The following is a 24950-nucleotide window of genomic DNA, read 5'->3' on the forward strand; positions in this document are numbered from 1 at the left end:
CTTGCTTTTCAACAAACCAAGCTTAAAGTTTTAGCAAGAAAAAGGCGATAATACCGATTATCAGCAAGAAAAGCCCTAAGTACAAGAGCACAGTGACTGCAGCATGGAAAAAAGAGCGCATTTCTTTCACCTCGAATCATTGTTCTTCTTATTTTACTGCATAATTGCGGAACCAAGTAAGGACCTTCACAAATCTTAAAGGAAGTTTTAGGTCTCTTAAGAGTAGACCTCGTCCTTTTTTTGTAACGCTTCCATTTTTTGTGGTAAAATAAAGAAAAGGAGGCGATTTGGATGTTACGTAATTCTCAAAATGTACTTGTAGCCTTAGATGAGTCGGATCAGTCAGAAAAAGCGTTCCAAGAAGCACTCGCGATTTGCCGTAGGAACAAAGCCAAATTGTATGTCCTCTCTGTTATCAACAATGCTGAGTTATCCACAAGTGCCTATGCTTTTGCGAAAATTTTTGATCAAGAAAAATTACGTGTGGAAACGGATATGTTGAAAAAAATCTATGATGCCAATCAACATGGGGTGGAAGATGTTGAGGTGATCGTTGAAGTCGGTGATCCAAAACGTTTTATCATTCATGCAGCGACTGAATTGTATCCAATTGATTTGATCGTTATCGGTGCAACTGGTAAAGGCACATTGACCCGAGCTGTCGTGGGCTCAACCACCGATTATGTCGTTAATCATTCGAAATGTACGGTGCTGGTCGTGAAGTAAAAATTTAAATTAAACGGAAAAAATATGTTATTTTTTAAGTCAGCATCAAGCATCTCCTTTCAAAAAAATTCAGTTTAGTTGAAAAATCTGCTCTCTTAGCTTTAGGAGAGCGGGTTTTTTGTTGTAAAAAAGAAGTGCCTAAAATTGAGCTGTGAGTAACGATTGAAAACCCATTTTAATCTTTTTAACAAAGAATAACTATGTAAATTGAACAAGTTTGACCATTAGAAGAGAAAGTTTGTTACACTTTTAATAAGCAAAGGATGTAGGAAAAGTATTGGAGAGAGGGGCTGATAATTTACTGAGTTTCCATGATTCAGCTGGTTGCAAGTGGCTATCATTGGAAAGGAGAATGAAATGAAGCATGTTGCAGAAAACTATTAGGTTGTTTTTTCGATTCTTTTGCTGAGTATATGGTTAGGCTTGATCCAAGTGAAGGAATATTCGCAAGAAGCAGTCCTGTCGATCATTTACTTTATTAATCTTTATACGCTCTTGTTCAAATTTAAAGATGCAGCGAGAATGGTGAAAGCCGTTGTATCTTTCGTACTATTGGGTTTTACGATCTTATTTCTTTTGTATATCGCAAGTAATTAGAGGCAATACGAATTGTTAACTTTAGAAATTATCGCTATATATTGGGAATTAGATGTACAAAAAAAGACAACGTTCGACAAACGTTGTCCTACCAAAGCCACTTGACGGGCTTGAACCGTCGACCTCATCCTTACCATGGATGCGCTCTACCAACTGAGCTAAAGCGGCGTGTTATTTAACACAAGATATAGAATACCGTAAAGGCGCTACTTTGTCAATGAGATTTTCGGATATTTCTTGAGAAAAACGCTTTGCGGGAAGGGAAGTTTCTAAAAGGGGATTTTCTTGAAAAAAAGAATCAAAAAATTGATTTTTGCTCTTGCTAAATTATCTGACTATTTGGTATAGTACAGATAGATTCTTCCGGCATAGCTCAGTTGGTAGTAGCGCATGACTGTTAATCATGATGTCGTAGGTTCGAGTCCTACTGCCGGAGTATCAAAAACGACCTTCGTTTCGGAAGGTCGTTTTTTTGTTGGAAAGAGTCCGTTCTTTTGTTGGTTGTGGATAGCCTGGGGATAATGGGTTCCCCAGTTTTTTTCCAGAACACTCACTCCGCTGAGGAAATCTTCTGTACTAGTTCCTCGTATAAATCCGTCGTTTCGGCGGCTTTTTTATTTGTGTAAAAAACGATTGGGCCATCGTTAGTAGTGACTTTTAAAATGGGCGTCACCTTTGTGTCGACGAACATTCTGGCAGGCTCACCGGCAACGGTAAACTGACCGATTTGGTAACTGGCGGTTCCTACACCCATGGTACGAACACGAGGCGATGGCAAAGCTTCGATCAATTCCACCGTTTCTATATCTGCCAAAGAGACCGTTGTTTTCCCGGTCATTGGTGCATCAAAGGTGACTTCTTGTCCTTGCACTTCACCGGTGATCGCATCAGGAGCGAAATCTAAGCGGTACATTGGAATGATGGTACCGACCATTAACACAAGTAAGAAGACAGCGGTGATGCCTGCGACGATTTGTCCGCTGCGTTTGCCTAAATTGATGCCGATATTCATCCCAACACGGTCAGGAACGAACAGTCGCGCATCATTAGGATTGATGTAAAAACCATATCGCCAGTAAGCATCTTCGCCATAATAGCGCGGTTGTGCTGCCGGTTCTAAGAGCTGATCTTGTTTTTTACGCAGATCTAGCAACAAGAAGAAGGTAAAGACGATCAAGAAAACCACCAAAACAACAAAGAGCACTAAGAGGATAGTACTGAATGCTCCAGTGGCGGACATGGACGCCAGCGGGACAGTCAATAAGAGCAGTGTAATGGTACAAGTGACAGCGATCAATAAGGACCAATAGCGCTTTGTTAAATCATTGATGTGCTGGTCGATAGCTGAATCACCGCTGATCCCGCGAACGGGTAAGCGGCTGATGATCACCCAGAGATAGAGGAACAGCGCAAAAATTGCTAAGGAGACACCGCCCATCAAGTATCCTGTAGAAAGATCAGGCAACTGCCATGCTTGGTACAAACTGATCATCAACAAAATCCCCGCAGGAACGAGGCTATACCACGGCAGCATCCGCTTATTTTTGGTTTGAACGAGTTTCGTATCGATCCGAATCGGATCGATGGGTAGTTCCCATCCATTGGTAAGGATCAATTGCCGCATTTTTCCGATGTAATGTACTTGCACCAAGTAAGCTGTCCCCAGCAAAGCGGCCATATAAAGCCAGAACAGGGTAAGGATGATGGAGTCAGATAAATTGAACAAAAAAAGGAGACTTGCTACACTAAATGTACCAACGACTTGTAAGATACGCTTGCGAAATTCTGTGATCAAGCTGTGGACGCTAGGATCATCCAGATGCTCAGGGGCAAGGGTATTTTCGAGTAAAACATTTTTGTGGGGTTTACTGATCAAGCGTAAACCAAATGCGGTCGTCCCACAGAGGACGAGGGCAATAATGAAAAAAAGATAAGTCATTTGCATTCATTCCTTTCAGGAAATTGGTCCAGAAGTTGTTGAACATCCGTTAAAAGCGCTTGCTTGCTTTTGCCGTGTAAGAGAGCGGTTGCTAGCTGTAGCTGTAAGTTTTGGCGATACTCCGATTCTTGTCCGGAAGTAAACGGTGGTGGCGCGGCAACGGCGGTTCCTTTGCGGCGATCTGTGACTAACAAGCCTTCTTCTTTGAGGGAATTGTAGGCTTTTGAGATCGTCATGGTATTGATGCCGATCTCTTCGGCTAATTGACGGACGGATGGCAGCAATTCGCCAGCGGCCAAATCGCCTTTTGCGATACCGACAATGATCTGTTCCCGCAACTGCTGGTAGATGGGTTGGTTGCTTTGGGTTTGAATATCAAATATCATCGAAAACAGCTCCTTTGTATTATATATATTAATACAAACTATACAAAATAGCAACTGGTAATCAAATGAACAAGAATCGTTAGAAAAAAGTAAATAGCTTGTTACAGTTCTGTTTCATGGATCAGGTATCCTTTGACAGATACAACTTAGAGGAGGAACTTTTTATGAGCCAATCGCAAAGAACGGCTTACTTTGATAATGCAAAATTTTTACTAATGATCTTGGTCGTCTTCAGTCACTTGCTGCAGCCTTTTATCGGCGATCAGAAGTTTTATCATGACCTATATTATTTTATCTTCACTTTCCACATGCCAGCTTTTGTTTTTCTGGCTGGGTACTTTGCCAAACCGTTGACGAAGGGACACAAGCTTCGTGAGTTGATGAAAAAGTTCTTGCTGCCTTATGTCTTCTTTCAGGTGTTTTACACCGTCTATTACTGGTTGATCGGTCTACGGGAGTCGCTAAAAATCCAACTGTTGAATCCGCAATGGGCACTTTGGTTTTTGCTTAGCATGTTCTTTTGGCAGCTCTCGCTGTTGATCTTTCAAAAAATGTCCAAAAAGCAGGCGATCCTGCTGAGTATTGGCTTGAGCATCTTTGCTGGCTACGTGCCGTTTTTAAATCAAGTGTTGACCTTGCAGCGGACCTTTGTCTTTTTGCCGTTTTTCATTATCGGGTTTTATTTTCCCAAAAATGAGATGCGCTTTTTATTGAAACCAAAGATTCGAACCATCAGTTTGCTTTTCCTACCGATCATCTACACCTTTATCGCGTTTTTTCATGGGATGAACAAGTACATGGTTTTTGGTTCCAAGCCTTATGACGATTACTTGAGCTATCCGTTGTTCGGCGGTCCCTTGCGTGCGGTCTTTTTCGTGATCGGGCTGATGGGGATCATCGGTTTTCTGAGCCTCGTGCCCAGAGAGCACCTGTTTTTTACGAAGTGGGGCAAAAACACACTGCTGGTCTATCTTTTACAGGGGATCTTCATCAAGGGCTTGCGGGCATTAGCCATCACCGACTTGAATCTGTCGGTATTAGGCTTTGTGACGTTGGTGTTAGCCAGTGTTTTACTGACGATCTTGCTAGCTAGCCGCCCGATCCGCTTCCTGTATGCACGATTTGAACGAGGACTATCCTTTGTTTTACTTGGCTTTTTACTTTTGATGCTAACCCTTTAAATCCTTGATACGAGCAACCGCTCTTAGAAAGATGATTTTTTCATTTTTCTAGGAGCGGTTGTTATTTGAGAGGCAGAGGCGTAAAATGGAAGGAACGGAAAGTGAAAGGATGAAGAAATATGTCAGAAATTTCAAAAAAGACCACCGCTGCCTTTGCGCAAGCGTATCAAGAAAATAATAAACAAACGGCACTGCAACGGAGTGTTGTGAAAAATGGGATCACCGCTTCTGCGGAAAACGTGTCAGCAAAAGTCAACAATGTGCCAGTTTTTTCAGTTGATGTGACAACCGGGAAAGTCTCAAACCAAAAACAATCAGGCCGCTGCTGGATGTTTGCCGCATTGAATACATTCCGTCATAAGATGTTGAATGATTTCAATTTAAAAGAATTTGAATTGTCGCAAAACCATACCTTCTTTTGGGACAAATACGAAAAAGCCAACTATTTCTATGAAAATATTTTAGCAACTGCTAACGAACCTTTAACAAGTCGCAAAGTTGCTTTCTTATTGCAAACCCCACAACAAGATGGTGGGCAATGGGACATGATCGTTTCGATTTTCCAAAAATATGGTGTCGTACCAAAAACGGTTATGCCAGAAAGCAGCAACTCTTCTAATTCTCGTGATCTAAACAATTACTTAAACAAAAAACTGCGTAAAGATGCGGTTGCTTTGCGTCAGCTAGTAGCAGAAGGCAAAACAGCTGAAGACATCCAAACAGCCAAAGAAGCGATGTTGGAAGACATTTATCGTTTCTTAGCGACTTCTTTAGGCACACCGCCAGAAACCTTTGATTTTGAATACCGTGATGAAGACAAAAACTATCACATTGATCGCAACTTAACACCACAAAGCTTTTATGAAAAATATGTCGGGGTGGACCTTGACGATTATGTCAGTATCATCAACGCACCAACTGCCGACAAACCTTACAATCAATCGTATACCGTAGAAATGCTAGGCAACGTGGTTGGCGGCAAAGAAGTCAAATACTTGAACGTCGATATGCCGACCTTCAAAAAATTAGCGATCGCTCAATTGGAACAAGGAGAGTCCGTGTGGTTCGGTTGTGATGTCGGTCAATCTTCTACCAGAGATACTGGGATCATGGCATTAGATGCCTATGATATCAACGACTTATTTGATATCGACTTTACGATGACCAAAGCAGAACGCTTAGATTTTGGCGAAAGCTTAATGACCCACGCGATGGTCTTGACTGGCGTTGACTTGATCGACGGCGAATCAACCAAATGGAAAGTCGAAAACAGCTGGGGTGAAAAAGTCGGAACGAATGGCTTCTTCGTCATGAGCGATGCATGGATGGATGAATACACCTATCAAATCGTGGTTCGCAAAGAATTCCTGACAGCAGAACAATTGGCTGCCTTTGAAGCAGAACCAACGGTCTTAGCACCTTGGGATCCAATGGGCGCTTTGGCGTAAGTCAGCAATTTCTAATGATTGCCTGAATATTTTCTGAAATTTTTCAAAAAGACGAAATGAAAAAATAACGAACCAGTTGCCGCAATCCAACCGTTAGGAAAGCAGAAATCCTAGCAGCATGGGAGTGTGGCAACGGTTCTTTTTTTATTTACTGACAAAAAAGCGGTACCATCCCAGAAAAGTGGGAACTTATTTATTGTAAGATGAAGCAAACTTCTTTAAAATGGAATAGTCACTAATGATGCCACACGTCTCATTAGAGTGAACTGTTGAAGAATGGTCACTGGGAACCTTTACTTCCTCTGACAGACTTTGTCATGTTTATTGAACAAAAGGAGGATTCAAATGACAAATCTGTTAACTATTATTGTTGTTCTACTTTTTGCTGCCCTTATTTATGGGTTCTACTTATTGCAAAAGCGTCACCTGAAGTTTTCAACGCGGGTCTTTGCGGCGTTGTTCGTCGGGATCGTTTTTGGTGGTGTGCTACAGCTGATTTTTGGGACAGGCTCTGATGTTGTCACGCAAGCTCTTGACTGGATCACGATGGTCGGTAGCGGCTATGTGGCCCTCTTGCAAATGCTGATCATGCCCTTGATCTTCGTTTCGATCGTTGGTGCTTTCACCAAGATGAAAGAAAGCGAAAAAATCAAGAAGATCAGTTTTACGGTTCTTGCGACTTTGCTAGGGACAACGGCGATCGCTGCCTTGATCGGGATCGTGATGGTCATGGTCTTTGGTCTTGACGGTGCCAGCTTTACCGAAGGAGCAACGGAAACAGCGCGGATCGCAGAATTAGCGGAACGTTCGACACAAGTCCAAGATCTATCGATCCCACAACAAATCGTTTCTTTCATCCCAAGTAATGTCTTCGCCGACTTTGCTGGTACTCGTTCGACAAGTACGATCGGTGTCGTGATTTTCTCAGCCTTTGTTGGGATTGCCTTTCTTGGTGTCAAACGCAAATCACCGAAAGAAGCGGAAACTTTTGCGAATTTGATGGACAGCTTATATAAAATCGTGATGCGTATCGTCACGTTAGTTTTGCGCCTGACACCTTATGGGGTTTTGGCATTGATGACTAACGTATTAGCTTCAAGTGATTTTGAAGCCATCTTGAACTTAGGGAAATTTATCATCGCTTCTTATGCCGCTTTGATTTTGGTCTTACTCGTTCATTCATTATTGCTGATCGCTGTACGGGTCAATCCAGTAACGTATTTCAAAAAGGCTTTTCCAGTCTTGAGCTTCGCCTTTACTTCTCGTTCAAGTGCCGGTGCCTTGCCATTGAACATCGAAACCCAAACCAAAGCGTTAGGTGTTGATGAAGCCACGGCTAACTTTGCAGGCAGCTTTGGTTTATCGATTGGTCAAAACGGATGTGCGGGTGTTTATCCAGCGATGTTGGCAACGATCGTTGCACCAACGGTTGGAATCAATGTCTTTGATTGGCAGTTTATCCTGCTGTTAGTTGCCGTTGTTACAATCAGCTCATTCGGCGTTGCCGGTGTCGGCGGTGGCGCAACTTTTGCTTCATTGATCGTCTTAGGCTCAATGAATTTGCCGATCGCCATCGTAGGCTTAGTTATTTCTGTTGAACCATTGATCGATATGGCACGGACACTCGTTAATGTCAGCGACAGTATGGTTGCGGGAATGGTGACCAGCAGCCGTATCAACGAACTGGATCGTTCGATCTTAGATGATTCTGCCGCCGTGATCGAAGCCGAATAGAAACATTTTTTAACAAGCGAAAGCAAAGAAAGACTGCGTGTGGTCTTTCTTTTTTTTGTCCGTTAAAGCTCAGCTCATAGAAAAATCTAGGTTTCAGTGCCCTTAATAGCGAAGTTTCTGCTATACTTTTAACTAGAACATCGCGGGAGGGATAAGCAATGACACAATTGATTCAACTAGAACGAGCAGCAAACGTCAGAGAACTTGGCGGCTATCAAACGACAAACGGCACGACGATCAAACGAAAAAAATTGATCCGCAGTGCGGCGATCAATGAATTGACTGCTTCAGATCAAGCAGTACTGGCAAACTATGGGGTCAATCAGGTCATTGATTTTCGCTCCATCGCTGAAGCCAATGCACAGCCTGATCGACCGATCGCCACAGCAAAGCAGCTTTTTTTACCTATTTTCAAAGAAGACGAAACGATGGTTTCCTTGTCGCCAGAAAGCTTGAAGCAGCGCTTGGAAGATGGGGAAGATGCCGAAGAGCAGATGAAAAAAGTCTACCGTCACTTTGTTGAAAGCGACTATGCCCGCCAACAATATCGGCAGTTCTTTGATCATGTGATCGACAATGCGGAAGGCGAAGGAGCAACCTTGTTCCACTGTACCGCCGGCAAAGATCGCACAGGCTTTGGCGCCTTTTTATTGCTGCATGTGTTGGCGGTGGCACCAGCGACGATCAAAGAAGATTATTTAGCGACCAATCGCTATCTAGCCCCAATGCTAAAAGAAAAATTTGCCCCAATGACCCAGCATTTGCCGCAAGAGCTGTTAACGGCGATCACGGTTTTGATGAGTGCCAAAGAGAGTTTTCTTGAGGAAAGTTTGGCTGCAATCGATCAGCATTTCGGTTCGGTCGATCAGTATCTTCTGCAAGGACTAGGGGTGACGAAAGAGGAACAAGCGTACTTGACTGCCCAACTGACTGAGTAAAGAAAGGGAGATCCGTATGGAGGAAGCATTGTTCGCAGCAATCGGGATGACCGGCTCGCTAACGCCCATCAGTGGTGGGGATGTCAATCAAACGTATCGTTTCACGACAGCAGAAAATCGCTATTTTTTAAAGACCCATCCTCATGTTTCATCGGTGTTCTTTCAAGCAGAAATCAACGGCTTAGCTGAATTAGCTCCTTTCGTGCGGGTGCCAAAAATCGAACGTCTCGGTCAGACCGAAGAGGGGGCATTTTTATTGATGGAATGGATCGATAGTGGGGAAGGACAGCAGCGGCGCTTAGGCCAAAGCTTGGCTCGGCTTCATCAGCAGACGCAGGAGACTTTTGGTTTTTACGAAGACAATTACATCGGCTTTTTGCCGCAAGTCAATCCGAAAACCACCGATTGGCTTGATTTTTACACAGTCTGCCGTTTGGATGTGCAAGTCGAATTAGCGAAGCTGGGTAATCACTGGCATGCCAAACGGGAAGCCGCTTATCTGCGTTTGAAAGAATTTTTGCATGAGAATTGGCGTGATCGCAGCGTCACACCTGCTTTATTACACGGTGATTTTTGGCGGGGGAATGTGCTGTTCGATCAACAAGGAGAACCAGTGTTTCTTGATCCGGCAGTCGCCTATGGGGATCGAGAAATGGATATTGCGATGTCCCAGCTTTTCGGCGGTTTTCGTCAGGAATTTTTGGAAGGCTATCAAGAAGTCTATCCATTAGATGAGAATTGGAAAGAGCGACTGCCAGTGTATCAATTGTATTATTTATTGGTCCATTTGAATCAATTTGGCGAAAGTTATGGACCAACTGTCGATGAAATATTGAGTCGTTTTTAGGAGGCAATTAGAACTATGGCAGCAAAGTATCAAACCACGCATGAAGTGGCGTATTATGAATGTGATGTCAACCAAACGATGACGTTTCCAGCCATGCTAGGCATTGCCATCAAGACCTCAGAAGAACAAAGTGCGGCGTTAAACCGCGGACCGGAAGTCATCGCTAGTTATGGCTTGACCTGGATCATTACCAGCTATCATATAACGGTAACTCGTTTGCCGCGCGTAGGGGAGCAGATCCAAGTGGCGACCCAGGCGAGAGAATACAATAAGTTTTTCTGCTACCGTTACTTTTGGTTATTGGCAGAAGACGGAACGGAATTGGTCAAAATCGAAGCGGTTTTTGCGTTGATGGACCCGGAGACGCGCAAAGTCAGCAGTGTTCCGGATGAGATCGTGGTGCCTTTTGGCAGTGAAAAAATTAAGCGAATCAAACGCTATCCGAAGATCACCCCTATCACACAAGGACAATTTTTGCCGTATCGGGTGCGTTTCTACGATATCGATAGCAATCAGCATGTCAACAACGCCATGTATTTCAATTGGCTGATGGACGTCTTAGGCTATGAGTTTTTAACAAAACATGAAGTGACACAAGTGACGATCCGCTTTGATCGGGAAGTTGCTTACGGCCATTTGATCGAAAGCCATTTTCAAATCAATGAAAAGACAGTCGATGAAGCCGGCGAGGCTGTGCCGCTGCAAACGATCCACGAGATCAAGATCGGTGAGGATACTTACTGCGAAGCCGTGTTTACTTGGCGAGAAAAATAAAACAACCCTTTTGCCTCCGTTAACGGAATGGCAAAAGGGTTTTTGTTTGGTCAATTCTCCATGAAATCAGGTAGCTCATCCATGGTCAATCCACGGTTTTTCGCTATCAACAATTTGATGCGGGCTTTTTGGCTATTGATGCTATTGCAGAAAATCACCCCAAGAGCTTGCAATTCGATCCCACCGCCTAAGTAGTCATAGACCGGCTCGGCAACTCCGTTGAAGCAGCGAGAAACTAAGACGACCGGAATGTTTCTAGCGATCAGTTTTTTCAAAGGCTCAATGGTTTGAGGCGGCAGATTGCCAGCGCCTAAAGCTTCGATCACTAGTCCATCGATCAGCGAGTCGGCTAAAGCATCGAACAATTCCCCGGTCATCCCAGCATAGGCTTTGACGATCGGAAACAAACCATCGACACGATCAACATCCAAATGGCGGTTATTTAACAGCTCTTGCATAAACAAGATTCGGTGCTTTGTGACTAAGCCGATCGGACCTAATGTCGGGGTGCGGAACGTCGCAATATTGGTGGTGTGGGTTTTCGTAACATAACGTGCGGAATGGATCTCATCGTTCATGACGACTAAGACACCTTTTCCTATGGCATCGGGGGACTTGGCGACCCGAATCGCACTTTCAAAGTTATAAAGCCCGTCACTGCCGATTTCATTACTTGAGCGCATGGCACCAGTCACCACGATCGGTAACTGACCGCCGATCGTGGTATCTAAAAAGAAGGCCGTTTCTTCCAGCGTATCGGTTCCGTGAGTGATCACGACCCCATCGACACCGCTTAAATGCGCCAGCTGGATACGTTCTTTCAGCTGCAGCATTTCTTTTGGCGTCATATGAGGACTAGGAATATTAAAAATGTCTTCGACGATCAATTCAACATCGTCATCAATGTGGATCGGTGCATCCATCAGTGGATTGCTGACATCGGGGCTGACGCCGCCTGTCAGGGTGTCTTCTTTCATGGCGATGGTGCCGCCAGTGTGCAACACGAGAATTCGTTTCATTTTTTCATCACCTGCAATGATTTATTTACTCTTAACTCAAAACTATTGTATACTATTAAAATAAGAAAACAAGGAGCGATGGGAAAAAATGATTCGAATTGGTTGTACCACATTTAGTGAACATGGCAGTCTCGTGCAAAGAAAAAACTCGAAATTATTTGAGTATGCCCGTTATTTTCCGTTAGTTGAGCTGGATACCACCTATCATTTTTTGCCAAAAGAAAAAGATGTGCGCAACTGGTTGACCCAGATTCCCGAAAATTTCCGCTTTGTGTTGAAAGTCCATCAAAGTGTGACCACCCAAGGGGATTTGCCAGATCAGTTGACCATGACTGAAGCGCTGCAGCTTTATAAAGAAGCGATCGCGCCAATGGTAGAAGCGGGCAAACTGTTTTGCCTATTGGCGCAATTTCCCAACAGCTTTAAATGTACGAAAGAAAATGTCGCCTATTTAGATCAAGTGCGAGAATGGTTTGCGGGTTACCCAGTGGCGATTGAGCTGAGAGACAGCAGCTGGTATCAGCCGAAACTGTATCCGGGAATGATCGATTATATGAAGCGAAAACAGTTTTCCTTAGTAGTCGTTGATCAGCCGAAAAAGCTATCGACCACGATTCCTCTTGATCCAACCGTGACCAATCCTGCGTTTGTCCTGTGCCGTTTTCATGGACGCAACGACAGCGGCTGGACAGCGACGGGGCCAGATGCCAAAAATCTGCGGACCTTGTATCGCTATGACCAAGCCGAACTAACGGAGTTAAAACAAGCGATTCAAGCCATCGAAGCCAATGCCAAAGAAGTCGCAGTGGTCTTCAATAATAATGCCGGTCGTGATGCCGCTGACAATGCTCGTGCATTGATCGATGCGCTGCAGATCGATTACGAAGCATTAAATCCTAATCAGTTGAAATTATTTTGAGGAGTCATATGATAAAAGCAATCTTTTTTGATATTGATGGCACACTGATTGCCAGTAACGGCAAGGCGCTTGCCAGTACCCGTGAAGCCATCAAACAAGCCCAAGCCAATGGCGTCCTCTGCGGCATTGCCACCGGACGTGGTCCGGTTGATTTAGAGAAGGTGATCGATTACTTGTCGTTAGACATGTTTATCACCTATAACGGCCAATATGTTTACACGAAGGAAACCTTGATTTATGCCAAACCTTTTCCAAAACAAACGCTGGAAGCGATCGTAGAATACGCCGATGAAAATTATCGTCAAGTCATGTTTGGCGGAGAAACGCAAGTGGCTGGCAGCTTGACGATCCGTTTAAGCCAATCACCCGTCATGCAGCGCTATTTGCGCTATGTACCGAAAAAATTTCCCGTCGGCTTTTTAAAGAAAGTCTTGCAGCGCTTCAGTCCCAATCGCAACGCCAAACGTTATGAATCATTGGACATTTTACGAGAGCCAATCTATCAGTGCATTATGCTGAGCCCTGAATCAGAGCGCGAAAAATTACGCTCCAAGCTGCCGCAATGTGATTTTAAGCGATCCAATGCCTATTCTGTTGATATCGTGCCGAAAAACGGTTCGAAAATCAAAGGGATCAAAGAATTTTTGGCCTATGAAGGGATCGCGATGGAAGAAGCGATGGCCTTTGGGGATCATTTTAATGATGTGGAAATGTTAGAAGGTGTGGGGATCGGGGTTGCGATGGACAATGCCCAGCCCATCACCAAAGCCAGTGCTGACTTTGTGACGGACACCAACGATCATGACGGCATCAAGAAAGCCTTGATCCATTTTGGGATCATTGCCGAGGATGCCCAAGCAAGGGATTGAATTAAAAAAAATAAACAAGGTGTAGCCAATCCATGAAGCAACGTAGGAGACAGCGCAGAACCATGAAACAGAACCATTAGAAAAAGCAGAAAGAAGCGAGAGAAATGAGTCCATTTGAAATGACGGAAGAGTTTCATAAAACCTTTGATCCAACACGACCGCCATATCCACAAGCTTTTTCAGCGGAAAAAGCCCAGTTTCGTGCTGGTTTTAAAATTGAAGAATTAGTTGAGTTCCTTTATGCTGCCAGCAACAATGACGAAGAGACCTTCCAATCAGGCCTGGAGCATTTGCATCAAGCAATCGATCAAGCCCAAGCCAAGCTGGCTGCCAAACAACAGCCTGTCAGTGATTCCCTAGTAGAACAAGTCGATGCGCTCTGTGATCTGCTGTATTTTACCTATGGCTCTTTTTCACTGGTAGGGGTCGATCCAGCGCCGATCCTGGCTATCGTTCATGACGCCAACATGGGGAAACTTTTTCCAGATGGGCAGCCCCATTATGATCCTGAGACCCACAAAGTCATGAAGCCTAGCGATTGGGAAGAACGGTTTGCTCCTGAACCGCGAATCAAGGCAGAAATCAAACGCCAATTGGCACAAAAACAAGCGCAAGCCCAAGAATCGTCAGAATAATAAAGAAACGTGCCAGTTGCCCGTTCCGATTGCTTATCAGCAAAAGGAGTGGTGCAACTGGCACGTTTGGTTTAATCAAAGAAAGTGTAGTAAAGGGTTCTGACAGCGGCTTTTTCTTGTTCTTTGTGGATGCCGAACATGATGCTGACCTCAGAGGACCCCTGGTTGATCATCTCTAAGTTGATATTTTTTCGCGCAAGGGCAGCGGTACTGTCGGCAGTGATCCCGACTCTTTGACGCATCCCTTCACCAACGACGACGACCATGGATAGATCGTGGGTCATTCGCAGTTCATCGGGATCGATCTCGTAGGCGATCTTGCGCAGCAGTTCTTCTTCCAATACTGGATTCAACTGGTTGGAGCGCATAATGATCGAGATATCATCGATTCCTGAAGGCATGTGTTCATAATTTAAATCAAATTCCCGGAAAATCTCTAAGACCCGTAACGTGAACCCAACTTCGCGGTTCATCAAGTATTTGCGGATATAGATCATACAAAAGCCTTCGTCACTGGCAACGCCGATCACCGGCTGATCCAAATTGTCTCTTTGGTTGGTGATCAAGGTGCCGGGATGACTTGGGTTATTGGTGTTTTTGATCACCACGGGAATTTTCGCATGGTATGAAGGCATCAACGCCTCATCGTGCAAAACAGTAAAGCCGGCATAAGATAGCTCCCGCATTTCTCGGTAAGTCACTTCTTTGATGGACTCTGGATGATGAACGTAGCCTGGATGAGCAGAAAAAATCCCATCGACATCGGTAAAGTTTTCGTACAATTCTACTTGCAGACCAGCCGCCACGATGGCACCAGAAATATCAGATCCCCCTCGAGAGAAGGTACAGATTTCGCCGGCTTCTGTGTAACCAAAGAAGCCAGGAATCACTAAGATTTCAGGACTATCGCGCCATTGTGCGATCTTGGCATACGACTTGTTCAAGATACGGGCGTTTTGGGGTTCATCCGTCACTAGCAACCCAAGTTCTTGCGGATTCATGTAGCGAGCAGCTAACCCACGGCTTTGTAAAATCCCAGCGATCAATTTGGCATTGTTGTCTTCGCCGCTTGCCAAGACCGTATCATAAAGATGCGGATTGTCTTGAGTAGGCAGTGTTTGAAAAGCCGCCAATGATTGCCAGATGCGGTCTAAATGGACTTGTTCGATACCAAAGGGGGCGGCGATCGCTGTATAGCGGGCATAGATTTCTTCTATTAAATCAGTAATTTCTTCTTGGGCACACAGACGGGTACAGACTGCTAGTAAAAGATCGGTGACTTTCTGATCGTCACTGGAACGCTTACCAGGCGCTGAGACAACAACAAACCGTCTTTTAGGATCACTTTCAATTATCGCAACAACTTTTTCGACTTGTTCGGCTGAGGCAAGGGAACTGCCTCCGAATTTCGCTACTTTCATTTGACATTACTCCTGTTCAAGCTTTTTACTAGAGTACAGTTTCAATAGGGAGAAATCAAGCGGTTTCTTGAAAAAAATCGGAAAAATCAGAAAAAAAGTCACTTGTTGATGTAAATTTCACGATTTGTTTTCATTATCGATGGAAAAGCCGTGAATGATTTTATTCAATGCGAAAAAAGTCGATCTTTTTTGCCTCAATCTAATGCTTGATTTTTTTCTTTATGCTATAATCTAGCGTAGATGCTTTTTTATAAAGGGACTGTCTGTCCTTTTTATACTCAACGAACTTATCAATCAATCTGCTGATCAGCAGATTTTAGACGAAACATGTATATTTGAAAATTGGAGGAACCACAAAATGGGAACTAATATCATCTTTGGAATTGTCATTGCCATCATCATCATCGCATCGGTCTTGTATGCAATTGGCTTTTTCATGCGGAAGAAAAACCAAGAAAAGCTAAATGACTTGGAAAAACGCAAAGAAAATCTGTTTGACTTACCGGTGATCGAAGAAGTCGATGAAGTAAAAAGAATGCACTTGGTTGGTCAAAGTCAAAACACCTTCCGTGAGTGGAACCAACAATGGACAGATATCTCCACAAAATCTTTTGCTGAACTTGAGAGTCAAATCTTTGAAGTGGAAGAACTAAACGAACGCATCCGCTTTTTCAAAGCAAAAGGGGCGATTGTTCAAGCGGAAGCGACCATGGATGAGATGGAACGCCAAGTAGAAGAGATTCGCGCCGGCTTGAAAGAATTACGAGAAAGTGAAGAACGAAATTCACTGGAAGTCCAAAAAGCGTTGGACGTTTACGAAGACTTGAAGAAGAAGCTACGGGATCAAGGCGAAGAATTCGGTCCTGCTTACAATGAGCTGCAAAAACAAATCAAAAACATTGAAATTGAGTTCACCCAATTTGTTACCTTAAATACTTCAGGCGATCCTGTGGAAGCACGGGAAGTGTTAGACCAAGCAGAAAAACACACCTATGAAGTAGAAGACTTAATGAAACGGATCCCAGCGGCCTACGAAGAATTAAACCGTACCTTCCCAGATCAGTTGAAAGAAATCCAAGATGGCTACAAAAAATTATTAGAACAAAAATATGTGTTCCCAGAAGCAAACTTCCAAGAAGAAATCAACCGTGTGAAAAAACGAGTTGAAAACTCCATGAACGATCTAGCGAAAACAGAAGTCGCTTCCGTTGAAGTGGCAAGTCGTGATACTGCAAGTGATATCGATGCCTTGTATACGGTGATGGAACGTGAGATCAATGCCAAGAAATATGTCATGAAAAATCGCCAAATCATTGAAGACTATATTGACCACGCAACGAAGAACAACCGTCAGTTGTTGATCGAGTTGGATCATACGGCACAAAGCTATACATTGAATCATAATGAATTAGGTCGCGTCCGTGGTTTCCAAACGGAAGTCGACGAATTGGCTCGTCGCAATAACGAGTACCTACCACAATTAGAAAAGCACGAAATTCCTTATTCAGAAGTGCAAAGCTTCTACAAAGATGCCTACAAGATTTTGGATGATGTGGAAAGCCAGCAAGTCGAAATCGATGATTCCCTTGCGGAATTACGTCGTGGCGAAAAAGTTGCGCAAGAAAAAGTGGAAAGCTTCGAATTCCGTCTACGCAACTTGAAGCGGTTTGTTGAGAAGCAACGCTTACCTGGTTTGCCAGGTGAGTACTTAGAATTCTTCTTCGTGGCAACAGATCGGGTGGAAGAACTAGGCAAAGAATTGAACAAGATTCGCATCAACATGCAAGAAATCAATAAATTGGTTTCTGTCTGTGAAGAAGATCTTGATCTTTTAGATGAACAAACGAAAGACTTGGTGGATGCTGCGGCATTGACTGAGCAAATGATGCAATATGCCAACCGTTATCGTCATTCTCATCCAGATATCAAGGCAGCGATCGACAAATCACTTTACTTGTTCAGTAAAGAATATCGCTATCAAGATGCGCTAGATGAAATCGGCACAGCGTTGGAACGAGTAGAACCAGGTGCCTTCAAAAGGATCGAAAACTTCTACTTCAATAACCGCGACTTAGTATAATACGAAAGCCAGCAGTGAAAAACTGACTGGCTTTTTTCATGGAAAGAATGGCTCGCTGCATGATTAACGCTTACGAAGGAAGGGAAAGTTTCCTTTAAATAAAGCCAAAGCCAGCGAGTCACCTTGAAACTCAGCCCAAGAGCAGTTATAATGGGAAAGAATTTTTTTAGAGAAAGGGTCCTATCATTGATCTATTTTGACAACAGTGCAACAACCGCTATTTATCCACAAGCTTTAAATACATATGTCCAAGTCAGTCAGCGAATCATCGGCAATCCCTCAAGCCTGCATGATTTAGGAAATCAAGCCAATCGCCTGCTACAGCAATCACGTCAGCAGATCGCCGATCTGTTAAACGTTTCTTCCAAAGAGATCGCATTTACCAGTGGGGGGACCGAAGGAGACAACTGGGTCATCAAAGGGACTGCTTTAGCGAAAAAAGCCTATGGGAATCACCTGATTATTTCCAGTATTGAACACCCAGCCGTCAGTGAAACAGCCGCTCAATTAGCCGAGTTAGGGTTTGAGGTCAGTGTGGCACCTGTCGATGCGCAAGGCTTTGTCAACGTGTCAGAATTAGCAAACATGATTCGCAAAGAAACGATTTTGGTTTCGGTGATGGCGGTCAATAATGAGGTAGGATCGATTCAACCGATCCATGAGATCGCAACCGTGTTGGCGGACTACCCAACGATCCATTTCCATGTAGATGCTGTCCAAGCCATCACAAAGGTCCCGCAAGAGCAATGGTTCAATGAGCGAGTCGATTTTGCCGTGTTCTCTGCACATAAATTTCACGGACCTCGTGGCGCCGGATTTATCTATTGGAAACAAGGTCGTAAGTTGGCGCCATTGATGACTGGCGGTGGGCAAGAGCAAAACCAGCGCAGCGGTACCGAAAATGTACCAGCAATCGTTGCCATGGCAAAAGCCCTGCGTTTAGCGACGGAACACAAGGCTGAAAAGCCGAACCATGTTCAATTATTAAAAGGCTATTTGCAAGAAGCACTGGCTGGCTATGAGAAAGTCACGCTTTTTTCTGGCACTGAAGGGTTTGCGCCACATATACTTTGTTTCTCATTAAAAGGGATCAGAGGAGAAGTCTTAGTCCATGCCTTTGAAGAAAAGCAGATCTATCTTTCGACGACGAGCGCTTGTTCCTCTCGTAAAAAGATGGCCAGCAGTACGCTTCATGCGATGCACGTTCCGGAACAGTTAGCGACATCCGCTGTTCGTATCAGTTTAGATGAGAGCAATACGATGGCAGAAGTCGAGCAGTTTCTAATCGTCTTCCACCAGTTGTACCAAAAATTTTCGAAAATTAATTAAGCACGACATAGCACTATAAAATCAATCCAAATCAAAGGAGTTTTCTCGTGAATTATTCAGAAATCATGGTTCGTTACGGCGAACTGTCAACAAAGGGCAAAAATCGTCGTAGTTTTATTATGCAATTAGCCTCAAACGTCAAACGTACCTTAGCCGATTATCCCCATGTCAAAGTTCATGCCGAGCGAGATCGCATGCACTTGCTATTGAACGGTGAAAACAGCCAAGAGATCATTCCTAAGCTGCAAAAAGTCTTTGGGATTCAAAACTTTTCCCCTAGTATTCGGGTTGAAAAAGACATTGAGGTATTGAAGAAAGCCGTTCAAGACGTTATGGCAGAGATCTACACCGGTGTTGAGACCTTCAAAATCACAGCTAAGCGCAGCGATCACTCGTTTGTGCAAGATAGCAACCAGTTGAATTTGACCTTAGGTAATGCGGTGATCGACCGTTTTCCTGATATCAAAGTCCAAATGAAAAAACCAGACATCAATCTGCGGGTGGAAATACGGATCGATGGCGCCTATCTGTCCTATGAAACGATCCAAGGAGCAGCCGGCTTACCCGTTGGCACCAGCGGTAAGGGAATGTTGATGCTTTCTGGTGGTATCGATTCGCCAGTTGCAGGCTACTTTGCCATGAAACGCGGTGTTGAGATCGAAGCAGTCCATTTTGCAAGTCCTCCTTATACGAGTGAACAAGCATTACAAAAAGCCAAAGATCTAACGAAGAAGCTTGCTCCTTATGTGGGAAGCATCCAATTTATCGAAGTTCCGTTTACGGAAATCCAAGAAGAAATCAAAAACCGTGTGCCGCAAGGCTATTGGATGACCATCACCCGTCGGATGATGCTGCGTTTGACAGATGCGATTCGTGAGGCTCGTCATGGCTTGATTATCTTAAATGGTGAATCATTAGGACAAGTCGCTTCACAAACTTTGCATAGCATGGTCGCCATCAATGAAGTAACCAATACGCCAATCGTGCGCCCAGTGGCAACGATGGACAAATTGGAGATCATTGAAGTTGCCGAAGCCATTGATACCTTTGAGTTATCGGTTCAGCCCTTTGAGGATTGCTGCACAATCTTTGCCCCCCCTCAACCAAAGACACGCCCAAGACTGGATAAAGTACATCAATATGAAGAGCGTCTCGATATCGAAGGGATGATGGAACGTGCGATGGCTGGGTTGAAACTAGAAGTAATCACGGCAAATCAAGAAAAATCAGCAACTGAATTCGCTGAATTCTTATAATAAACTCTCTTTTTTAAACTACGACCACAACTGTTAGGGAACATTTGTGGTCGTTTTTCATCGTGTGAGAGAGTTTGTGAATATTTTCTTGCTATTGAAAATGGAACATGCTACACTCAATATGTGAATCATTTAACAAGGAGGGTGGACAGGATGGAAGCATTAAGAGATAAAAAACTTCCGAAAGCAACGGCAAAACGTTTGCCAGCTTATTTACGACACTTAAAATTACTGGATGCCTCAGGTATTCAGCGAATCAAATCAAAAGAGTTTGCAGAAATCACGCAAGTTCCTTCAGCCACGATCCGCCGGGATTTTTCTCATCTAGGAGAATTGGGTAGAAGTGGGTATGGCTATGATGTTCCTTATTTGATTGAGGTTTTGAGCTATATTTTAGAAACCAATGAGGAGAAAAAAATCGCCTTGATTGGTTATGGAAATTTAGGAAAAGCGTTAGCTAACAACAATTTTCGCAGAAATGAAAATCTTTCCGTCATCGCGGTTTTTGACAATGATCCAGAAATGATTGGCCAGACCATTAGTGGACGTTATGTCTATGGAATGGACCAATTGGCGGAAGTCGTAGCAGAAAAAGGGATCACCGTAGCGATTTCGACTGTTCCTAGCCGCTATTCACAAATGGCGATCGATGCGATCGTGGATGCTGGGATCACAGCAATCCTGAATTTTGCCCCTGATCCCGTCATCGTGCCAAAAGATGTCAATATCCAATACATTGATTTGACGACAGAATTGCAAACATTGATCTTTTTTGATACGACCTACTCGCAAAAATCGAAAGTCTGAGCAAATCCTTTTCGTTTTTTGACAATCTTTCTTATACTGGGAGAAAATGCTATAGGAGAGATGTTATGCAAGTTACACGCAAAGAAACGGTTTATGAGATGCCCGGCAACCAACCAAAAGTAGGGGATAAAGCAGCTGATTTTCGCTTGAAAAGTTTAGAGGACAAGGAATATACACTGACTGATTTTTTAGGAAAACCAACGATCATCAGCGTTGTTCCCGATATCGTGACACGCGTTTGTGCGTTGCAGACCAAGCGTTTCAACCAAGAGGCAAGTCAATTGGATGATATAAATTTTGTAACGATCTCTAACAATACAAAAGAAGAACAAGCACAATGGTGCGGCCAAGAAGGCGTCGACATGATCATGCTTCATGATCCGGCGAATACCTTCGGTGAGGCCTATCAAATCATGATCCCAGACTTCGGTCATTTTGCCCGAGCAATTTTCGTTTTGGACCGTGAAGGCGTGATTCAACACGTTGAGATCGTGCCTGAGATCTCCCACGAACCGGATTATCAAGCAGCCATTGATGCGGCGAAAGCAAACCTCTGATTGACTTTCAAAAAAGTTCATTGTAGAATGTAGCAAGATGAAACAAGAATCTATGATAGCAAGACAATGTTCAAGAGGAGTATCAGTGACCCTGGCGGTCAGAGAGAAGTCGGTCGGTGCAAGACTTCCCCAGACACTGAAAAGGTAGCTTGAAGGTCTTTGATCCGAACCACGGTTTGTTTCTTGCAGATAAAGCCGCACAGTAAGATCAAGCGCGTCGTGAACGTTACCTCACGTCAAAGTGGCAGAGCAATCTGCAATTTAGGTGGTACCGCGTATCAGCGCCCTAATGCCTCGGCATTAGGGCGCTTTTTGCTGTGAATCACTGCGAGTGGCCCACAAAGAGGGACAGAGCAGATGATGAACAGTACTAGGCGACCATAGGGAGCGTAGTAACCATACTAGGAATCACTATGATTGGCCCACAAAGTGGACAGAGCAGATGATGAACAGTACGCGAAGTCACCAAAATTGGTTCACGAAGCGAGTTAGATCGGTTGCCAAAGGCCCTAAGACACAATAGAGGATCACGGAAGTGAGCCATGAACTCTGTAAGAAACGTACTTTTTACGAACAACAAACGAGGCGTCAACAAACAACGGATAATCATCTCTACCACTGCACTCATCCTGAACGATTCGAACATTTTCGTGCTTTACCCAGCAACAGGCACCAAAAAACCACACCAACCATTACGTTTAAAAAACGTAACTTTAGGAGGACCAACTATGACAGAAACTGAGAATCTATCCACCAAGTACAATCCCCAAGAAGTAGAAGCCGGGCGTTACCAAGATTGGTTAGAGCATGACCGTTTTAAACCAAGCGGCAACAAAGAAGCAAAACCTTATTCTATCGTGATTCCACCACCAAACGTAACAGGAAAATTGCACTTAGGTCATGCCTGGGATACCACGTTACAAGACATCATCATTCGTCAAAAACGGATGCAAGGGTATGACACCTTATGGCTGCCAGGAATGGACCATGCCGGGATCGCTACCCAAGCCAAAGTAGAAGAAAAGCTGCGGGAACAAGGAATTTCTCGCTATGACCTTGGTCGGGAAAAATTTGTTGAACAAGTATGGGATTGGAAAGAAGAATATGCCGGTCACATTCGGGAACAATGGGCGAAACTAGGGTTATCCCTAGACTATAGCCGTGAACGGTTCACATTAGATGATGGATTATCCGAAGCGGTTCGTAAAGTTTTCGTGACGCTATATGAAAAAGGCTTGATCTATCGTGGCGAGTACATCATCAACTGGGATCCACAAGCCCGCACGGCATTATCTGATATTGAAGTGATCCACAAAGACATCGAAGGTGCTTTTTACCACATGTCTTACGAATTAGCAGATGGCAGCGGTGTGGTGGAGATCGCAACGACTCGCCCAGAAACGATGTTGGGGGATACAGCAGTCGCGGTTCATCCAGAAGATGAACGCTATCAAGCATTGATTGGTAAGAAAGTGATCTTGCCTTTGGTCAATAAAGAGATCCCAATCATCGCTGATGAGTACGTGGACCAAGAATTTGGAACAGGGGTCGTAAAAATCACTCCTGCCCATGACCCGAATGACTTCGAGGTCGGTAACCGCCATGACCTACCACGGGTCAATGTCATGAATGATGACGGAACAATGAATGACTTAGCAGGTACCTATGCAGGCATGGATCGATTTGCTGCTCGCAAGCAAATCGTGAAAGATTTAGAGGCGTTAGGTCGTCTAATCAAAATCGAAAAAATGGTCCATAGCGTAGGTCACTCAGAACGGACAGGCGTAGTAGTCGAACCTCGTTTATCGACACAATGGTTCGTAAAAATGGAACCATTAGCAAAACAAGCCATCGACAACCAAGAAACCGACGATGCGGTGGACTTTTATCCGCCACGTTTCAACCAAACATTCTTACGTTGGATGGAAAATGTCCATGACTGGGTTATCTCTCGTCAGTTGTGGTGGGGCCATCAAATCCCAGCTTGGTACCACAAAGAAACGGGGGAAATGTATGTAGGACTTGAAGCGCCAGCAGATGCCGAAAATTGGCAGCAAGATCCAGACGTATTGGATACATGGTTTAGTTCTGCTTTATGGCCGTTTTCAACGATGGGGTGGCCAGATGAAAACAATGAAGATTTCCAACGCTACTTCCCAACGAATACATTAGTAACTGGTTACGACATCATTTTCTTCTGGGTAAGCCGTATGATTTTCCAAAGTTTGGAATTTACTGGCAAACGACCATTTGAAAATGTCTTGATCCACGGATTGATCCGTGATGAACAAGGTCGCAAAATGAGTAAGTCTCTTGGAAACGGGATCGATCCGATGGAAGTCATTGAACAATACGGTGCTGATGCATTGCGTTGGTTCTTATCAAATGGCTCTGCACCGGGACAAGACGTGCGTTTCAGCTATGAGAAAATGGATGCTGCTTGGAACTTCATCAATAAAATTTGGAATGCTTCCCGTTTTGTCTTAATGAATGTCAGCGAAATGACTGCAGAAGACATTGATTTTTCTGGTGAAAAATCAGTGGCGGATCGTTGGATCTTGACGCGCTTGAATGAAACGATTGAAAAAGTCACTGACCTTTTTGAACGCTTCGAATTTGGTGAAGCAGGTCGTCAATTATACAACTTTATCTGGGATGATTTCTGTGACTGGTACATTGAAATGTCGAAAGAAACGTTATACGGTGACAATGAAGCAGCGAAACAAGTTAACAAGAGCATCTTAGTCCATGTTCTTGATCAAATTTTACGCTTGTTGCACCCAATCATGCCATTTGTTACAGAAGAAATCTGGAGCAAGCTGCCGCATACAGGGGAATCATTAGTCGTTGCTGAGTATCCACAAGTGGCTCCAGAATGGACGGATGAAAAAGCGGCGCAAGGGATGGAAGTGTTGAAAGAATTGATTCGTTCGGTTCGAAACATCCGAGCAGAAGTAAATACACCACTTTCGAAACCAATCACTTTGCTGATCCAAGCAAATGAGCCTGAGATCGAAGAATTCTTGATTGCTAACAAAAACTATATCGAACGCTTCTGTAATCCAGAAGAACTAGAAATCTCTAACAGCTTGCAAGCCCCTGAATTGGCGATGTCTGCCATCCTATCAGGTGCGACGATCTACTTGCCACTAGCTGGGTTGATCAACATTGAAGAAGAAATCGCGCGTTTGGAGAAAGAACTAGCGAAGTTCACCCAAGAAGTTCAACGGGTACAAGGCAAACTGGCGAATGAACGCTTCGTTGCCAATGCACCAGAGGAAGTCGTGGCACAAGAACGCAGCAAAGAAGCCGATTATCTTGAAAAACAAAAAGCCGTTCAAGAACGGATCGAACAATTACGCACAATCCAATAGGATGAGCACATCATACGCAAACAAGCATCTTTCGGAGATGCTTGTTTTTGCTTATTCAATAGAAACAGGGCGAACAATTTTCTCGTTTAAAGGAAAGAAATTGGGAAAGCCGTT

20 protein-coding genes, 2 tRNA genes and 1 other annotated feature are annotated in these 24950 nt (G+C 44.0%); of the genes, 17 read left to right on the plus strand and 5 right to left on the minus strand.

All coding sequences use genetic code 11. The features are described from left to right. Positions 1-291 precede the first annotated feature (291 nt). A complete protein-coding gene (locus tag IGK85_RS03105; RefSeq protein ID WP_429972135.1) occupies positions 292-726 on the plus strand; it encodes a universal stress protein in 435 nt (144 codons plus the stop codon). Between the two features lie 692 nt (positions 727-1418). Here the strand turns inward: IGK85_RS03105 and IGK85_RS03110 are convergent. After that, a tRNA-Thr gene (locus IGK85_RS03110) sits at positions 1419-1491 on the minus strand. A 194-nt stretch (positions 1492-1685) separates the two neighbouring features. On the opposite strand from IGK85_RS03110, the gene IGK85_RS03115 reads away from it, so the two are divergent. Then, positions 1686-1759, plus strand: a tRNA-Asn gene (locus IGK85_RS03115). 114 nt (positions 1760-1873) lie between these two features. Here the strand turns inward: IGK85_RS03115 and IGK85_RS03120 are convergent. Continuing rightward, positions 1874-3262, minus strand: a complete 1389-nt coding sequence (locus IGK85_RS03120) for a hypothetical protein (RefSeq protein WP_008377002.1) — start codon at positions 3260-3262, stop codon at positions 1874-1876. Beyond that, on the minus strand, positions 3259-3648 hold the full coding sequence (locus IGK85_RS03125; protein ID WP_008377003.1) for a GntR family transcriptional regulator: 390 nt from the start codon (positions 3646-3648) through the stop codon (positions 3259-3261). Before IGK85_RS03125 ends, IGK85_RS03120 begins: the two co-directional genes overlap by 4 nt. A 164-nt stretch (positions 3649-3812) precedes the next feature. Here IGK85_RS03125 and IGK85_RS03130 point away from each other — a divergent pair, with 164 nt between their 5' ends. The 6 genes from IGK85_RS03130 to IGK85_RS03155 all read left to right on the plus strand — a co-directional run bounded on the left by IGK85_RS03130 (position 3813) and on the right by IGK85_RS03155 (position 10570). Beyond that, positions 3813-4829, plus strand: coding sequence for an acyltransferase family protein (locus IGK85_RS03130; protein WP_008377006.1), 1017 nt, complete (start codon positions 3813-3815; stop codon positions 4827-4829). Positions 4830-4948: 119 nt separating this feature from the next. Next, positions 4949-6277, plus strand: a complete 1329-nt coding sequence (locus tag IGK85_RS03135; protein WP_008377008.1) for an aminopeptidase C — start codon at positions 4949-4951, stop codon at positions 6275-6277. Positions 6278-6622: 345 nt separating this feature from the next. Then, positions 6623-8011: an L-cystine transporter gene (locus IGK85_RS03140; RefSeq protein WP_008377011.1), complete on the plus strand. Its 1389-nt coding sequence runs from the start codon at positions 6623-6625 to the stop codon at positions 8009-8011. A 158-nt stretch (positions 8012-8169) separates the two neighbouring features. Next, a complete protein-coding gene (locus IGK85_RS03145) occupies positions 8170-8949 on the plus strand; it encodes a tyrosine-protein phosphatase (protein WP_005237536.1) in 780 nt (259 codons plus the stop codon). Positions 8950-8965: 16 nt separating this feature from the next. Next, entirely contained in the window at positions 8966-9796 is an 831-nt protein-coding gene (locus tag IGK85_RS03150; RefSeq protein WP_008377014.1) for a fructosamine kinase family protein, read from the plus strand. Between the two features lie 15 nt (positions 9797-9811). Beyond that, positions 9812-10570 carry an acyl-ACP thioesterase domain-containing protein gene (locus IGK85_RS03155; RefSeq protein WP_008377015.1) on the plus strand — a complete coding sequence of 253 codons (759 nt, stop codon included), beginning with the start codon at positions 9812-9814 and terminating at the stop codon, positions 10568-10570. A 50-nt stretch (positions 10571-10620) separates the two neighbouring features. Here IGK85_RS03155 and IGK85_RS03160 read toward each other — a convergent pair whose 3' ends face one another. After that, positions 10621-11589 carry an asparaginase gene (locus tag IGK85_RS03160; protein WP_005237533.1) on the minus strand — a complete coding sequence of 323 codons (969 nt, stop codon included), beginning with the start codon at positions 11587-11589 and terminating at the stop codon, positions 10621-10623. Between the two features lie 88 nt (positions 11590-11677). On the opposite strand from IGK85_RS03160, the gene IGK85_RS03165 reads away from it, so the two are divergent. The 3 genes from IGK85_RS03165 (at position 11678) to IGK85_RS03175 (ending at position 14012) form a co-directional block, all read left to right on the plus strand. Beyond that, positions 11678-12508 carry a DUF72 domain-containing protein gene (locus tag IGK85_RS03165; protein ID WP_008377017.1) on the plus strand — a complete coding sequence of 277 codons (831 nt, stop codon included), beginning with the start codon at positions 11678-11680 and terminating at the stop codon, positions 12506-12508. A gap of 8 nt (positions 12509-12516) precedes the next feature. Then, positions 12517-13377 carry a Cof-type HAD-IIB family hydrolase gene (locus IGK85_RS03170; RefSeq protein ID WP_008377019.1) on the plus strand — a complete coding sequence of 287 codons (861 nt, stop codon included), beginning with the start codon at positions 12517-12519 and terminating at the stop codon, positions 13375-13377. Between the two features lie 104 nt (positions 13378-13481). Beyond that, positions 13482-14012, plus strand: a complete 531-nt coding sequence (locus IGK85_RS03175) for a haloacid dehalogenase (protein ID WP_035006455.1) — start codon at positions 13482-13484, stop codon at positions 14010-14012. Positions 14013-14083: 71 nt separating this feature from the next. On the opposite strand, the gene IGK85_RS03180 is transcribed toward IGK85_RS03175, so the two are convergent. Further along, on the minus strand, positions 14084-15433 hold the full coding sequence (locus IGK85_RS03180; protein WP_005237529.1) for an aspartate kinase: 1350 nt from the start codon (positions 15431-15433) through the stop codon (positions 14084-14086). A gap of 358 nt (positions 15434-15791) precedes the next feature. Between IGK85_RS03180 and ezrA the strand changes: the two genes are divergently transcribed. The 6 genes from ezrA (at position 15792) to IGK85_RS03210 (ending at position 24836) form a co-directional block, all read left to right on the plus strand. Further along, on the plus strand, positions 15792-17513 hold the full coding sequence (gene ezrA / locus IGK85_RS03185) for a septation ring formation regulator EzrA (protein WP_008377027.1): 1722 nt from the start codon (positions 15792-15794) through the stop codon (positions 17511-17513). A gap of 186 nt (positions 17514-17699) precedes the next feature. Further along, entirely contained in the window at positions 17700-18842 is a 1143-nt protein-coding gene (locus tag IGK85_RS03190) for a cysteine desulfurase family protein (RefSeq protein ID WP_035006519.1), read from the plus strand. 47 nt (positions 18843-18889) lie between these two features. Further along, positions 18890-20098, plus strand: coding sequence for a tRNA uracil 4-sulfurtransferase ThiI (gene thiI, locus IGK85_RS03195; protein ID WP_008377031.1), 1209 nt, complete (start codon positions 18890-18892; stop codon positions 20096-20098). Positions 20099-20251: 153 nt separating this feature from the next. Further along, a complete protein-coding gene (locus IGK85_RS03200) occupies positions 20252-20905 on the plus strand; it encodes a redox-sensing transcriptional repressor Rex (RefSeq protein ID WP_005237525.1) in 654 nt (217 codons plus the stop codon). Between the two features lie 65 nt (positions 20906-20970). Then, a complete protein-coding gene (tpx, locus tag IGK85_RS03205) occupies positions 20971-21462 on the plus strand; it encodes a thiol peroxidase (protein WP_008377033.1) in 492 nt (163 codons plus the stop codon). Positions 21463-21519: 57 nt separating this feature from the next. Continuing rightward, positions 21520-21754, plus strand: a binding site (T-box leader). A 436-nt stretch (positions 21755-22190) separates the two neighbouring features. Beyond that, positions 22191-24836: a valine--tRNA ligase gene (locus IGK85_RS03210; protein ID WP_061053800.1), complete on the plus strand. Its 2646-nt coding sequence runs from the start codon at positions 22191-22193 to the stop codon at positions 24834-24836. Positions 24837-24950: the final 114 nt, after the last annotated feature.

The organism is Enterococcus sp. AZ015 (assembly GCF_050499225.1).
Taxonomy (GTDB): domain Bacteria; phylum Bacillota; class Bacilli; order Lactobacillales; family Enterococcaceae; genus Enterococcus_D; species Enterococcus_D entomosocium.

What these genes read in the sequence shown, in the direction of transcription:
- IGK85_RS03130 (WP_008377006.1), top strand. Translation starts at nt 3,813, where the DNA reads ATGAGCCAATCGCAAAGAACGGCTTACTTTGATAATGCAAAATTTTTA.
- IGK85_RS03155 (WP_008377015.1), top strand. Translation starts at nt 9,812, where the DNA reads ATGGCAGCAAAGTATCAAACCACGCATGAAGTGGCGTATTATGAATGT.
- IGK85_RS03165 (WP_008377017.1), top strand. Translation starts at nt 11,678, where the DNA reads ATGATTCGAATTGGTTGTACCACATTTAGTGAACATGGCAGTCTCGTG.
- IGK85_RS03135 (WP_008377008.1), top strand. Translation starts at nt 4,949, where the DNA reads ATGTCAGAAATTTCAAAAAAGACCACCGCTGCCTTTGCGCAAGCGTAT.
- ezrA (WP_008377027.1), top strand. Translation starts at nt 15,792, where the DNA reads ATGGGAACTAATATCATCTTTGGAATTGTCATTGCCATCATCATCATC.
- IGK85_RS03170 (WP_008377019.1), top strand. Translation starts at nt 12,517, where the DNA reads ATGATAAAAGCAATCTTTTTTGATATTGATGGCACACTGATTGCCAGT.
- IGK85_RS03125 (WP_008377003.1), bottom strand. Translation starts at nt 3,648, where the DNA reads ATGATATTTGATATTCAAACCCAAAGCAACCAACCCATCTACCAGCAG.
- IGK85_RS03145 (WP_005237536.1), top strand. Translation starts at nt 8,170, where the DNA reads ATGACACAATTGATTCAACTAGAACGAGCAGCAAACGTCAGAGAACTT.
- IGK85_RS03200 (WP_005237525.1), top strand. Translation starts at nt 20,252, where the DNA reads ATGGAAGCATTAAGAGATAAAAAACTTCCGAAAGCAACGGCAAAACGT.
- IGK85_RS03180 (WP_005237529.1), bottom strand. Translation starts at nt 15,433, where the DNA reads ATGAAAGTAGCGAAATTCGGAGGCAGTTCCCTTGCCTCAGCCGAACAA.
- IGK85_RS03175 (WP_035006455.1), top strand. Translation starts at nt 13,482, where the DNA reads ATGAGTCCATTTGAAATGACGGAAGAGTTTCATAAAACCTTTGATCCA.
- IGK85_RS03150 (WP_008377014.1), top strand. Translation starts at nt 8,966, where the DNA reads ATGGAGGAAGCATTGTTCGCAGCAATCGGGATGACCGGCTCGCTAACG.
- IGK85_RS03160 (WP_005237533.1), bottom strand. Translation starts at nt 11,589, where the DNA reads ATGAAACGAATTCTCGTGTTGCACACTGGCGGCACCATCGCCATGAAA.
- IGK85_RS03120 (WP_008377002.1), bottom strand. Translation starts at nt 3,262, where the DNA reads ATGACTTATCTTTTTTTCATTATTGCCCTCGTCCTCTGTGGGACGACC.
- IGK85_RS03105 (WP_429972135.1), top strand. Translation starts at nt 292, where the DNA reads ATGTTACGTAATTCTCAAAATGTACTTGTAGCCTTAGATGAGTCGGAT.
- tpx (WP_008377033.1), top strand. Translation starts at nt 20,971, where the DNA reads ATGCAAGTTACACGCAAAGAAACGGTTTATGAGATGCCCGGCAACCAA.
- IGK85_RS03210 (WP_061053800.1), top strand. Translation starts at nt 22,191, where the DNA reads ATGACAGAAACTGAGAATCTATCCACCAAGTACAATCCCCAAGAAGTA.
- IGK85_RS03140 (WP_008377011.1), top strand. Translation starts at nt 6,623, where the DNA reads ATGACAAATCTGTTAACTATTATTGTTGTTCTACTTTTTGCTGCCCTT.